Consider the following 12,916-nt stretch of genomic DNA (forward strand, 5'->3'; position numbering starts at 1 on the left):
GGCTTTCCCGTTCTTCCGGGGGCGAGGGCTTGCCGAGGCGACGCCCGCCGCACATCAGCTCCGTGGAATGGCTGACGAGAAGAGGCCGGCGTCGCGCGCGTGGCTCGGGTACCTGCTGATCGCGGTCGGGATCCTGGTCCTTTCCGGGATCGTCAGGTCACGAGGGCGCCCGCTCGTGCCGTACGACGAGGCGGTCGCCGAGGTGCGGCGCGGGGAGATCTCCTCGGCGATCGTGAAGCCCGACGAGATCGAGCTGGTCCGCCGCGCCAGCCCGCAGCGACCGGAGGAGCAGGTCCGCGTGACGCGGCTGCCCGGCGTCCAGGACGAGCCGATCGTGAGGGCGCTGCTCGACCAGCAGGTCCACATCGAGGCGAAGAACCCCCAGACGTCGGTGTGGATGCAGGTGGCGCTCTGGCTGTTGCCGCTCTTCCTCATCAACGCGGCGTTCTTCATGATGCTGCGGCGGGCGGGGCAGGGGGCCGGCGGGCCGCTCGGGTTCCTGCGCAGCAAGGCGAAGATCTACGATCGATCCAAGCAGGATCCGGTGCGCTTCTCCGACGTCGCCGGCGTCGATGAGGCCAAGGACGAGCTCGTCGAGGTCGTCGACTTCCTCAAGGAGCCCTCGAGGTACCGCTCGTTGGGCGGGCGGATCCCGCGCGGCCTCCTGCTCATCGGGCCGCCCGGCACCGGCAAGACGCTCCTCGCGCGGGCGGTGGCGGGCGAGGCGAACGTGCCGTTCTTCTCGCTGAACGCGAGCGAGTTCGTCGAGATGTTCGTGGGGCTCGGGGCCGCGCGGGTCCGCGAGCTCTTCGAGGAGGCGCGCAAGAGCGCGCCCAGCATCGTGTTCATCGACGAGATCGACGCCGTGGGCAGGACCCGGGGCGGCCTCGGCGCCCTCGCGACCCACGACGAGCGAGAGCAGACGCTCCACCAGCTCCTCGCCGAGCTCGACGGCTTCGACGCGCGCACCACCGTGATCCTGATGGCGGCCACCAACCGCCCCGAGGTGCTCGATCCGGCCCTCCTGCGGCCCGGGCGCTTCGATCGTCAGGTCATCGTGGATCGGCCCGATCTGCGGGGCCGCGAGGCGATCCTCGCCGTCCACGCGCGGCGGGTGCCGCTCGCGAAGGACGTCGATCTCGGGCTCGTGGCGCGCCGCACGTCGGGCATGGTCGGCGCCGATCTCGCGAAGATCGTCAACGAGGCCGCGCTGGCCGGGGCGCGGCGCGGCGCCAGGGAGATCGGGCAGGCCGATTTCGACGAGGCGCTCGATCGCTCGCAGCTCGGGCTCCGGCGGCGCGGGCAGATCATGACCGCGGAGGAGCGGCGGCGCGTGGCCTACCACGAGGCCGGGCACGCCCTCGTCGCGCTCGCGCTGCCAGCAGCGGATCCGGTGGAGCGGGTGTCCATCGTGGCCCGCACGATCGGCGCGCTCGGCGTGACGATCCAGGTGCCCCGCGACGAGCGTCAGCTGGCCACCGAGCAGGAGATCGAGTCGCGCGTCACGGTGATGCTCGGCGGCAGGGCGGCGGAGGAGATCGCGCTGGGGCAGGTGTCGAGCGGCGCGCACGACGATCTCGGGCGCGCCACGGCGCTCGTCCGCGAGATGGTGACCCGCCTCGGGATGAGCCGGCGCCTCGGGCTGGCCGCGCTCGCGCGCACCGTCGGCGCGCCGATGCTCGGCGTGATCCAGGAGGAGCGCACGTGCAGCGAGGAGACCGCCCGCGAGGTCGACGAGGAGGTGAGGGAGCGGCTCGGCGAGATGTACCTGAAGGCCAAGCAGCTGCTCGTCGATCGCCGCGAGGGCCTCGAGGCGGTCGCGGATGCGCTCGTGCTCAAGGAGACGCTGCGCGGTGAGGATCTGGCGGAGATCGCGGCCGTGTCGACGCGCCGGAAGATCGCCGTGGGCCCGCCGAGCGCGGCGTGAGCCTCAGCCCGCGCGCCGCCGGCGCCTGAGGCCGCCCGCGAGCGCGGCCAGCGACAGGCCGGCGGCCGCCCAGGCCCCGCCGGCGGCGCCCCCGCGCGGCGCGCCGCCGGCCGCGCGGCAGGCGCAGCCGCCGTCCTCCTCCGCGAGCTCGCCGCTGCCTGCCGGGGCCTCGGGCTCGCCGACGCCGATCCCTCGCACCGCGATCCTCTGCACGGGTCGGTCGGGGTCGTTGGACTCGATGAGGACGGTCGCCGCGAGCTCGCCGCTCGCTTTCGGCGCGAAGCGGATCGCGAAGTCGAACTCCGTTTCGGGGTCGATCCCGAATGCCGCGTCCGCGAGCTCGAAGCTCTCCGGGTCGTCGGTCGTCACGACGGCATCGAGTAGCGCCTCCCCCGCGTTCGACAGCCGGACGAGCTCCACGTTGGCCTGCCCCACCTCCACGGCGCCGAAATCGATCTCCTGCTTGTCCAGCGCGAGGTCCGGGAGCGGCACATGGACGCGCTCGCTCTCGAAGACCCACTCTCGCTCGGTGAGCGGGAAGGCGAGCGGGATGTCGGCGAGCGGGATCGACCACGAGCGGCCCAGCAGGCTGACGCTGAACGCGGGGACGAGGTGGAGCGTGCCGTCGTACCGCACCGAGCCCTCCGGACGAACGTTGAGCTCGACCGACGGGCCTCCCACGTAGTCCACGGAGGAGGCTCCGCCCTCGGGGGTGATGTCGCCTCCGCTCACCGTGGCCTGATCGAGCGTCTCGATGGCCACGCGATGGGTCGTGTAGCGGGCCGCGACGTCCATCGCGACGTCGAGCTCGAACCTCCCGTCGATTCCGGGGATCGAACCGCCGATGACGTCGCCGAGCGACACCGACGCAATGCGCTGCAGCTCGGTGGAGCTCTCCAGCGTGATGCCCGGCGCCCAGCCCCACGCGTCGAACTGCTCGCGGGCGTGCACCTGGAAATCGATCTGGGGCACATAGGGGATATCGCCCGTCCAGTCGACGTCCTGGCCCACGAAGGAAATGCTGATGCGTCCCTGTGCGCTGACATCGAGTCCGTAATCGCAGCTGAACGCGCCTCCGTCCGGGGCGCCTGGCGCCTTGAGCGCGAGCGCCTCTGGCCACGACGCCTCGAGCGCTCCGCTCAACGAGACCTGGGTGTTGGCGTAGACCGCCGCCCCGAGGCTGACTTGCAGGGGTGAGCCCGGCGGGACCCAGCCTGTTTCGAAGTCGAGCTCGAGCGGGATGGCGTCTTTGCGCTGGAATGTGAGCGGCCCCCGCGCGCAATGGAGCGGATCGTCCGCGCACGGCACGGCGAGCGAGTCGTAGGCCGACGCGGCCGCGGGGGCGAAGAGGGCGAGCGCGGCGGCGACGCAGGGGAGAGCGCGCCGCCGCCGGGGCCGAGCAGAGCGGAGAGCCGCGAGGGCAGCGCCGCCGGACAGCAAGGAACGCATGAGAACGATTACCACGATCCTCGCGCTCCACGCCATAGCCGCACCCCCGATGGCGGCGCGCCAGGCGCGGCCCAGCTGCGCTTCGGCGGCGCTCTAGCGCGCCCCGAACAGCGTGCCGACCACGATGCCGGCGGCCGCACAGAGAATGGCCACCACGGTCCAGAGGATGAGCTCACGCGAGGTGCCGCCCGCCGTCGGTGCGGCGATGGCGGCCGTCTCCCGGACCACCGCGGCCGCGCGTTCGGGCAGCGCTCTGCTCATCGCGCTCTCCAACCGCGTAACCGGCTGGCCGACGTGGCCAACGCCCGAGGCGGAAGCACCGTCCTGGAGGGGCGCGGCGTAATCGAGGCCGGTCCGCTCCAGCGCGAGATCGGTGATCGAGACGGCGTCCGCGAGGCTCGCGGGGGTGTGGTGCACGACGCGCCGTTCTTCGCGGCAGGCGCGCAGGGCGTCGGCGAACGCCCTGGCGCTCGGGTGCCGCTCGGAAGGGCTCTTGGCGAGGGCCCTCAGGATGACGGCCTCCAGGCCGGCCGAGATGAGCCCGGAGCGCTCGCTGGCGCGCGGCGGCAGCGGCTGCTCGGCGATCTGCGCCGTCATCACGGCGATGGGCGTCCGCTTGCTGAACGGCACGGCGCCGACCGCCATCTCGTAGAGGATGCAGCCGAGCGCGTAGATGTCGCTGCGCGGGTCGACGTCCTCCCCGCGCACCTGCTCCGGCGCCATGTACTCCGGCGTCCCGAAGATCATGTCCTTCTCGGTGAGCCCGGTCGTCTGCTGCTCGCCGTGCACCACCTTCGCGAGCCCGAAATCGACGACGCGGACGCGGCCCGCGAGAGGGGACGGCGCGGCGGCGTGCTCGCCCGACGGCGCGTCCGGGCGCTCGATGAGCACGTTGGCCGGCTTGAGATCGCGGTGCACCACGCCCGCCGCGTGCGCGGTCTCGAGCGCGGCGCAGATCTGCAGGGCGATCTCGATCGCCAGGTCGATCTCGATCGGCGCGTGGTCCCGCAGGAGCTCCTCGAGCGAGCTGCCGTCGATGTGCTCCAGCGCGATCACGAGGAGCCCGCCCTCCTCGACGAAGTCGAGCATCCTGACGACGTGAGGGCCCTCGACGCGCTCCAGGATCGCGGCCTCCCGGTGATAGCGCCTGAAGATCTGCGGCGTTCCCGAGAGGTGCCTGTGGATCACCTTCAGCGCGACGGGCTGGCCGTCCTCGTCGCGGGTGGCGCGGTAGACGACGCCGGAGGCCCCCTCGCCGATGACGGACTCCACGGTGTACCGCGACGCGACGCCATGCCCGGCGGGCAGGCGATCGGGCGCGGGCTGCTGCGAGGTCACCGCCCACCGCCCGCGTCCGCCGGGATCGGCGGCGCGGGATCCGGCGAAGGCGCCCTGAGGTGCAGCTCCGTGGACGAGGTGCAGGCGCGCACGATCTTCGGGCTGAGCTCGATGGGATCGAGCCGCGCGGCCGGGTCGGCCTCGCGCCACGCGGCGCACGCGGTCTCGGCGAGCCCGGTGGCGTCGAGCGCGACGTAGGCCTCGAGCAGGTGCCGCTGCACGGTGGCGATCTGCACCCGGGCGAGATCGCCGTAGCCGAGCAGGCGGCTCGCCCGCGCCACCGCGTCGATGTAGCGGCCGCTCCGCACGTCGCCGGCGAGCTGCGGCAGCTCGGCGTCGACCCGGCGCTGGGCGTCGCGCGCGCGGCCGGCCCCCTCGGAGCGCACGAGCGCGCCGGAGCTCGCGGCCTCGGCCTTGCCCTCGGCCGTGAGCGGCAGATCGGTGAGCGGGACGAGGATCACCATGCCGCGGCGCAGCGGGTCCTGCTTGAGGTGGTTGTACTTGTCGAGCATCCACGCCTGGTCCCGCTTGCCCAGGAAGCGATAGGCGATGGTGAGCAGGGTGTCGTGCTGGCCGACGACGTACCGCAGGTTGTACGGCACGATGATCTCCTGCCCGTCGGTCGGCTCGAGCCAGGGCCACGTGTCGTTCGAGAGCGCGAGGACGTCGCTCCGGTCGGCGGTGCCGAGCAGCCGCTCCGCGAGGATCGCCCAGGTCTCGCCCGCGGTGACGCGGTGGTGGCCGAGCGCGGGCACCTCCAGCCGCAGGCCGGGCATGATCGGCACGCCGGCGCCCGCGTCGAGCGCGTTGGCGGCGACGAGCACCTGCTCCATCTGCACGCGCCCGTAAGTGCGCTCCGCGATCTGCGCGAGGGTCTCGCCCTCGCGGACGACGTGCGGGAACGCCGCCGCGGCGCTGCCGACCAGCGTCGTCGCTGCGAGGGCGCCCACGGAAAACCAAGCTCGCCGAGGCATCACGCCGCCGAGGGTACCAGGGGTTCGCGCGTCGTGGGACGGCTCGCGACGGCTCGCGCGGCGGCGCGCCGGGAACGTTCGCCACGATTTCGTCGCGCCTGTCGTTTCGTGCCAGAGTGCGCGCGACGCATGAACGACACGACGACGGCCGGCAGGATCCCGACGTGGCTCTCGCGGCGCTCGCCTGCGGCGGCGCGGCTCCTCACGGCCGGGCTGCTGGGACTGGCGACGCCGGGCTGCCTCGTCCGGCAGACGCTGTACGACGAGGCACGCGCGGAGATCCGGAGAGAGCGCGAGGCGGGTGACAAGGCGCGGGCCGAGGCCCAGAGCGCCCGCGCCGAGTCCGCGCAGCGGTCCGCGCAGGTCGTCGCCATCGAGGAGGAGCTGGCGCGCCTGGCGGACGACCTCCGGGCGCGCGATCTCAGGCTGTCCGAGGCGACGACGGCCGAGGCGGGGCTCGCGCGGCGGCTCGACGAGCTCGTCGCCATGAACGAGGAGCTGTCGGCGCGGCTCCGGAGCGCCGGGCAGAGCGTGGGGCAGCTCGCCGGGGAGCGGGGCAGCCTGTCGGCGGAGCTCGCGGAGACGCGGGCCAAGCTCGACGATCTGCGCCGGAAGCAGGCGGCGGCGGAGGCGCGGGCGGCCGGGATCCGCGACGCCGTGGACCGGCTCAAGGGCGCTGTCGCCGCGGGGAAGGTCCGTGTCGGGCTCCGTGCAGGGCAGCTCGTGATCGAGGTGCCGAGCGATACGCTCTTCGCCGCGGGGAAGGCCGAGATCCAGCGCGGGGGCCGCGCGGTGCTGGCCGAGATCGCCGCGGTGCTGCGGACGATGCCGGAGCACAGGTTCCAGGTCGCCGGACACACCGACGACGGCGGCGACGCGAAGAGCAAGAAGGGGAAGGGCGCGCGCCTCCCGTCGAGCTGGGAGCTGTCGGCGGCCCGCGCCGTGGCGGTGGTCCAGGCGCTGATCGCCGAGGGCATGGCGCCCGGGAGCCTGTCCGCGGCTGGATACGGTGAGTTCGCGCCGGCGGCGACGAACGCCACCGCGGAGGGGCGGGCGAAGAACCGGCGGATCGAGATCGGCCTGGTGATGGACCAGGAAGCGTTGGAGAAGGAAAAAGCAGGCGGCCCGAGCGAGGCGGCGCCAAAGCCCTGACGGGTCGCCTCCAGCGCCTCCGGGCGCTGCCTGCGTCACATCACCGATCGCCCGCCTGCCCCGCAGCCGCCGCCTCGCCTCGCCGCAGCGCGCACGCCGCGAGGATGCACAGCGCCGGCGTCACGACCATGTGATACCGGTCCTCGCCGAAGAACACGGCGTGCGTCAGCGCCACCGACGCGACCGCGAACGCGAGGTAGCCGACGACACCCCCGTTCGCGGGCCGGCCCGGCAGCGGCAGCGCGGCGATCAGCGGGATCGCCACCGCGAGCGGCCAGAACGCGTGCCCGTCGCCAAACACCCCGAGCGCGACCAGCCCGAGCACCGCCGCGAGCGCGAGGAGCTGCGCGGCGAGCTCTCGCCGCGGGCTCCGACGCGGCATCGCCACGACGCCGAGCGCCGCGGCGGACAGCAGGCCGAGGTGCGACGCCGTGAGCACGCGGCGCCCCGCCGCGCGCCGCTCCTCGGGCCACGCCCCAGGGTCCGCCTCGCCGAGATAGCCGATCGGGAACGACTCGTGATCGAAGGTGAAGCCCAGCTTCCTCGGGATCAGGCCCAGCCAGCGACCTGGATCATCCTTGATCCACTGAAGCCCGGCGGCCATCCAGCAGCGGTCCTGCGCCACCTGGCCGCGGGCGATCGGGCAGCCGTCGCCCGCGCGCAGCGTCTCGAAGCGGCCCGTCGCGCGCGGGAACGCGCCGATGGCGAGGTTCCAGCCGCCGTTCGTCGAGACGAGCGCGCAGCCGTCCATCACGCGGCAGTTGCGGATCGTCCACGGCGCCACCACGGCGAGGGCCGTCGCGGCCGAGAGCGCCGCGGTGAGCGCGCCGCGCCTCCACGCGGCGGACGCCCCGCCCGCGCCCCGCCACGAGATCAGCGCCAGAGCCGGCGCGCAGAGCAGGCTCTGGGGCCGCACCAGCGCCGAGAGCCCGAGCGCCACGCCCGCGAGGACCGCGCCGCGGGCCGGGCGGCCCCGCGCGGCGTCGCGCGCGAGCAGCCACGGCGCCGTCACGAGGCCGAGCGCCGCGAGCGGCTCCGTCATGAGGAGCGCCGCATAGAGGATGAGCCCCGGCGAGAGCGCCGCGAGGAGCGCCGCCACGCGGGCGCGCCCCGGCGTTGTCGCGTACCGGGCGAGGCGGTGGACCACGACGACGAGCAGCGCGCCGGTCACCGCGTTCGCGACGGTGGCCACGTGCGGCCCGGCGCCGAACAGCTTGTAAACGAGGGCGAGGAACCCGCTGTAGCCGACCGGGTAATGGCACCACGGATGCCAGACCGCCTGGCCCCCGACGATGAGATCGTCCGAGTAGCCGAGCCCGGCGGCGATGCGGCGCGCGCCGAAATCGTAGTAATGGCCGTCCCACACGGGCTCGCGCGCCCACGCGATCGCCACGTAGAGCCGCGGCAGCAGCGCGAGCGCGAACGCGAGCGCCGAGAACGCGAGATCCCCGCCGGCGCGCTCTGACATGCCGCGCCCGCCGTACTCGCCGCGCCCACGTCCGAGTCGCGCCGCCCCGTCGCTGGCGCGCGCCGCCTCAGCCATGCGGCTTGGCGCGCGAGCCCGCGGAGATCTCGCGCAGGCGACGCATGTAGGTCTTCGCCACCTGCGCCGGATCGAGCCGCATGTACTTGGCAATTTCCTGAACGAATCCCTGTACGTAGACGGTCGCCGGCAGGTCGCCTATCGCCTCGTTCTCGATCGCCTGGAGGTGCGCGAGCGAGATCTTGGTCCGCTGGGAGATGTCGGTGAGCTCGACCCCCTGCGACTCGCGCACCTTGCGGAGCAGCGCGCCGCTGAACTGCGTCTCGGCGTTGATCTCGCGCGCGAGCTCGGCCTGCAGCATGGCGAGCTCGGCCGCGGCCGCGGCGTTCTCGGCGCGCACCGGGCCGAGCTGCGTGCGCGGATCGTCCGGGTAGGTCGAGAGATCGTACGCGCGGCGGCGCACCGGATCGAGGAGGGTGTCGTGCGCCTCCTCGATGCGCGCCTGCTCCTTCTGGAGCACCGCGGGGCTCAGCACGCTGACCACGGGCAGGCTCCCCTCCCGGTAGGTGTCGCGCTGGCGCTTGTAGGCGCGCCGGATCTCGTCGTCGGCGGCCGTCCGCGCGAGGCCGAGCGCATCGTAGAGCGTCAGCGGCGCGGCGCTCTTCGAGGCGGCGGCGAGGGCGCGCGCGTGCGCCTCGGCCGGGCGGGAGTCGCGCGCGGCGAGCAGCGCGAGGATGCGCCGGGCCACGCGCTCGAGGTTGCGCGCGCTCTTGGACGTCGGGCTGTCGATGAGGAGCGGCTGGCGCCGGCGCGCGGTCAGCCACACCGCGTCGTCGTGCTCGATGTGCCCGAGGTAGTCGAGGGAGATGCCGAGGAAGCGCTCCGAGACGGCGCTCATCGCGGGGCCGAGCTCCAGGTCCGAGCGGTGCCGGGTCTGGCTGACCACGAGGTGGGGCTTCACCCGCGGCAGCTGCGCGGCCGCGAGCGACGCTACCCCCTCGTCGAACCGCTTCACCTCCATGATGAAGTCGCGCGGCGTCGCGAGCGGCGGGAGCGACGCGGCCACCTTCTCCACGAGCCGGATCTTGAAGCGCTCCTTCATGAGCGCCCGGCGCAAGGTGCGCTGGTAGAGCGCGCGGCAGAAGCGGTAGGAGTGCTCGACCGCGAGCGGCTCGGGCGTGGTGGCGCAGATGCCGACGTCGGCGTGCAGGAAGAGGTCGAGCGTCGAGGAGCCGGTCGCCGCGCCGAGGCTGACGATCACGTAGTCGACGTCGAGCTCCTGGATCATCTTCATCCAGTAGGCGGCGCGGCTCGGCCGGTGCGGCGTGGCCGTCATCGGGTCGTACGCGGTCGGGACGAGCCGGAGCCCGGGCACCGTGGTCGCGATCGGCTCGGCCTTGCCCTCCTCGATGTCCTCGCGCGTGACGAGCGGCGGCGCCTCGATCCCCAGCGCGGCGTGCAGCCCCGGGCTGTAGGCGTCGGTGTCGATGATGATCACGTCGCGCCCGAGCTGCGCGAAGTACACCCCCAGGTTGACCGCGAGCGTCGCCTTGCCCACGCCCCCGCGGCCGCCCCCCACGGCGATCACGCGCCGGGATCGCGAGCTGGAGAACGAGGTGATCTCGCCCGGCAGGGGGAGATCATCGTCCGCCGAGCCGGGCGGGAGGGTCGAATAGCGCGGCGGAGGGTAGGACTCACCGGAGCTGGACAAGGTTCCTCTTCGTGCGGCGCGCGGTGGTGCGCGGGCGGAGTGGTGCGGCGGCAAGCAGATGCGAGCGGCTCGCGGCGCGAGTCCCTCCTAGCACGCGCCGCGCGCGGCCATCAGCGTCGCCGTCGCCGTCGCCGGGGCTCCGCGCCGTCGCCGGGGGCTCCGCGCCGTCCCGCGCGGTTTGCCCGCCCCGCCTGCCGCAGCTCCCGCCGCGCGAGCCGCCTCGACGCGCCCAGGCCGCTGGGCTAGGCGCTCTCCGTGGCCACCGTCCGACCTTTCCGCGCTTACCGACCCCCCCAGGCCCAGGCGGCTCGCGTCGCGAGCCCGCCGTACGACGTCATCTCGACCGCCGAGGCGCGCGTCCTCGCGGCGGGAGGCCTGCACAGCTTCCTCCGCGTCTCCCGCCCCGAGATCGACCTGCCCGAGGGGACGGACGAGCACGACGACGCCGTCTACGCCCGCGGCGCGCAGAACCTCGCCGATCTCATCGCGAGCGGCGACCTCGCGCAGGACCCGGAGCCGCACCTCTACCTCTACGCCCAGAGGATGGGTGATCACCGGCAGATCGGCGTCGTCGGCTGCGCCGCGGTCGCCGAGTACGAGCAGGACATCATCAAGAAGCACGAGAAGACGCGGCCCGACAAGGAGGACGATCGCACCCGCCACATCGAGGAGCTCGGCGCCCACGACGAGCCGGTGTTCCTCACGTACCGCGCCGACGCGGGCATCGACCGCGCCGTCGCAGAGGCCTTGCAGTCGCCGCCCATCTACGATTTCACGACCGCGGACGGCGTCGAGCACAAGCTCTGGGTCCTCGGCCGCGCGGCGACCGCCGACATCGAGGAGCGCTTCCAGGCGATCCCCACGCTCTACGTCGCCGATGGCCACCACCGCAGCGCCGCGGCGGCGCGCGTCCACAGGAAGCTGCGCGGCGACGGCGGAGAGCACGACGTCTTCCTGGCCGTGGTCTTCCCGCACGACCAGATGAACATCATGCCGTACAACCGCGTCGTCCGGGACCTCGCCGGCCGCAGCGCGGAGGCGCTGCTCGCAGCCCTCGGCGAGCGGCTCGACATCGCGCCGGCGAGGGACGGCGCGGCCGCGACCCCGGCCGGCCCGCGGACGTTCGGGCTCTACCTCGGCGGTCGCTGGTACACCGCCAGGGTCCGCCCGGGGTCGTTCGACGCGAAGGACCCGGTGGCCTCGCTCGACTGCTCCATCTGCCAGGACCAGATCCTCGGCCCGATCTTCGGCGTCAGCGACCCCCGCCGCGACAAGCACGTCGATTTCGTCGGCGGCATCCGCGGCGTCGCCGAGCTCGAGCGACGCGTCGACTCGGGCGCGTTCACGATGGCGATCCACCTTTATCCGACGCAGATCGACGAGCTCTTCGCGGTGAGCGACGCTGGGCTGCTCATGCCGCCGAAGAGCACGTGGTTCGAGCCGAAGCTCCGCAGCGGGCTCTTCATTCATACGTTCTGACGAGCGCGCCGCGCCGGGGCTAGACTGCGCCCCATGGCGGACATCAAGCGTATATCCCCCCAGCAGGCGAAGAAGCTCATCGACGAGGAGGGGTATCTCTACCTCGACGTCCGGAGCGAGCCCGAATATGCGGCCGGGCACCCGAGCGGCGCGCACAACGTGCCGCTCATGCACGCCGGCGCCGGCGGCATGAAGCAGAACCCCGACTTCCTCGATGTGGTCCGCGCCCTGTATCCCAGGGACGCGAAGATCATCGTTGGCTGCAAGTCCGGACAGCGCTCGATGCGCGCGGCCGAGGCCATGGTGTCGGCAGGCTACACGGCCGTCATCGAGCAACGCGCCGGCTTCGATGGGCCGCGCGACGCGTTCGGCGCGATCACCGAGCCGGGGTGGGGGCCGGCCGGGCTGCCCGTCGAGACGACAACGCCCGGCGGCTCGTACGCCGAGCTCCGCAAGAGCGCTGGCAAGTAATACGTCCGGCGCGCACGGCCCGCGCCGCGGCGCCGAGCGCGCCGTCGCAGCGCCGAGCGCGTTGCCGGAGGCCGCTCGCTCCGCTAGGAATCCGCGTGCTCCACGGTGCGCGCGTCGCAGTGGTCATCCCCGCGCGGGACGAAGCGCGATGGATCTCCGAGGCGGCGGGGTCGGTCCCCGCCTTTGTCGACCACGTGATCGTCGTGGACGATGCCAGTCGAGATGGCACGGCCGAGATCGCGCGCGGGGTCGGTGACGAGCGCCTCGAGGTGCTCGTCCACCCGGAGTGCCGCGGCGTCGGCGCGGCGATCGTCGCTGGCTACCGGCGCGCGCGCGCCCTCGGCGCCTCGGCCGTCGCGGTCATGGCCGGCGACGGGCAGATGGATCCGCGCGATCTCCCGCGCGTCGTCGCCCCGATCGCCTCGGGCGAAGCCGATTACGTGAAGGGCGATCGGCTGCGCCACCCCGACGTGTGGCGCGTCATGCCTCTCCAGCGGCTCGCCGCGACGGCGGCGCTTGCAGCGCTCACCCGCCGCGCAGCGCGGCTCGACGCCCTCTCCGACAGCCAGTGCGGGTACACCGCCATCTCGGCCCGCGCGATCGACGCGCTCGACCTCGACGGCCTCTGGCCCCGCTACGGGTATCCGAACGACCTGCTCGCCGCCCTCGCGGCTCGCCGGCTCCGCGTCTGCGAGGTCAGCGTGCGTCCCGTCTACCGCGGCGAGGCGAGCGGCCTGCGCGCGCGCCACGTGTTCACCATTCTTTTCCTGATCGCCAGGAACGCCATAAGGCGGTCCCTGAGCTGATCAGGAAAACCGCAGAGCGCCCGGGCGCGGACGGAACGTGTGAGTCGGAGTCGATCGAATCGACACGTGCCACTGCGTAAAACGGTCGACAACTCGCTCATTGGTTTTCATAGCAAAGCTGCCTGG

At 73.3% G+C, this 12,916-nt stretch carries 10 protein-coding genes; 5 read left to right on the forward strand and 5 right to left on the reverse strand.

Annotated features, from left to right (window positions below; translation table 11 throughout):
• Nucleotides 1-67 precede the first annotated feature (67 nt).
• Nucleotides 68-1,927 (forward strand): ATP-dependent zinc metalloprotease FtsH, encoded by a 1,860-nt coding sequence (ftsH, locus tag WMF29_RS02375; RefSeq protein WP_437327278.1) that lies wholly within the window; start codon nucleotides 68-70, stop codon nucleotides 1,925-1,927.
• A gap of 3 nt (nucleotides 1,928-1,930) precedes the next feature.
• Here ftsH and WMF29_RS02380 read toward each other — a convergent pair whose 3' ends face one another.
• From WMF29_RS02380 to WMF29_RS02390, 3 genes are all read right to left on the reverse strand, one after another.
• Nucleotides 1,931-3,376: an Ig-like domain-containing protein gene (locus tag WMF29_RS02380; protein WP_437327279.1), complete on the reverse strand. Its 1,446-nt coding sequence runs from the start codon at nucleotides 3,374-3,376 to the stop codon at nucleotides 1,931-1,933.
• A gap of 93 nt (nucleotides 3,377-3,469) precedes the next feature.
• Entirely contained in the window at nucleotides 3,470-4,714 is a 1,245-nt protein-coding gene (locus WMF29_RS02385; RefSeq protein WP_437327280.1) for a serine/threonine-protein kinase, read from the reverse strand.
• Nucleotides 4,711-5,664: a LysM peptidoglycan-binding domain-containing protein gene (locus WMF29_RS02390; RefSeq protein ID WP_272097532.1), complete on the reverse strand. Its 954-nt coding sequence runs from the start codon at nucleotides 5,662-5,664 to the stop codon at nucleotides 4,711-4,713. The genes WMF29_RS02385 and WMF29_RS02390 overlap by 4 nt, the downstream gene beginning before the upstream one ends.
• Nucleotides 5,665-5,817: 153 nt before the next feature.
• Here WMF29_RS02390 and WMF29_RS02395 point away from each other — a divergent pair, with 153 nt between their 5' ends.
• Nucleotides 5,818-6,840: an OmpA family protein gene (locus WMF29_RS02395; RefSeq protein WP_437327281.1), complete on the forward strand. Its 1,023-nt coding sequence runs from the start codon at nucleotides 5,818-5,820 to the stop codon at nucleotides 6,838-6,840.
• A 40-nt stretch (nucleotides 6,841-6,880) separates the two neighbouring features.
• On the opposite strand, the gene WMF29_RS02400 is transcribed toward WMF29_RS02395, so the two are convergent.
• Both WMF29_RS02400 and WMF29_RS02405 read right to left on the reverse strand, forming a co-directional pair.
• Complete coding sequence (locus tag WMF29_RS02400) at nucleotides 6,881-8,308, reverse strand: ArnT family glycosyltransferase (RefSeq protein ID WP_437327282.1); 1,428 nt, start codon at nucleotides 8,306-8,308, stop codon at nucleotides 6,881-6,883.
• 67 nt (nucleotides 8,309-8,375) lie between these two features.
• On the reverse strand, nucleotides 8,376-10,034 hold the full coding sequence (locus tag WMF29_RS02405) for a helix-turn-helix domain-containing protein (protein ID WP_437327283.1): 1,659 nt from the start codon (nucleotides 10,032-10,034) through the stop codon (nucleotides 8,376-8,378).
• A gap of 255 nt (nucleotides 10,035-10,289) precedes the next feature.
• Here WMF29_RS02405 and WMF29_RS02410 point away from each other — a divergent pair, with 255 nt between their 5' ends.
• The 3 genes from WMF29_RS02410 to WMF29_RS02420 all read left to right on the forward strand — a co-directional run bounded on the left by WMF29_RS02410 (nucleotide 10,290) and on the right by WMF29_RS02420 (nucleotide 12,790).
• The gene (locus WMF29_RS02410) at nucleotides 10,290-11,513 is read left to right on the forward strand and encodes a DUF1015 domain-containing protein (protein WP_437327284.1); all 1,224 of its coding nucleotides are present in this window, start codon (nucleotides 10,290-10,292) and stop codon (nucleotides 11,511-11,513) included.
• A 33-nt stretch (nucleotides 11,514-11,546) separates the two neighbouring features.
• Nucleotides 11,547-11,984, forward strand: coding sequence for a rhodanese-like domain-containing protein (locus tag WMF29_RS02415; RefSeq protein ID WP_437327285.1), 438 nt, complete (start codon nucleotides 11,547-11,549; stop codon nucleotides 11,982-11,984).
• A 95-nt stretch (nucleotides 11,985-12,079) separates the two neighbouring features.
• Entirely contained in the window at nucleotides 12,080-12,790 is a 711-nt protein-coding gene (locus tag WMF29_RS02420) for a glycosyltransferase family 2 protein (RefSeq protein WP_437327286.1), read from the forward strand.
• The last annotated feature ends 126 nt before the right edge of the window (nucleotides 12,791-12,916 follow it).

Origin of the sequence: Sorangium sp. So ce381 (assembly GCF_051473845.1) — a bacterium.
GTDB lineage: Bacteria > Myxococcota_A > Polyangia > Polyangiales > Polyangiaceae > Sorangium > Sorangium atrum.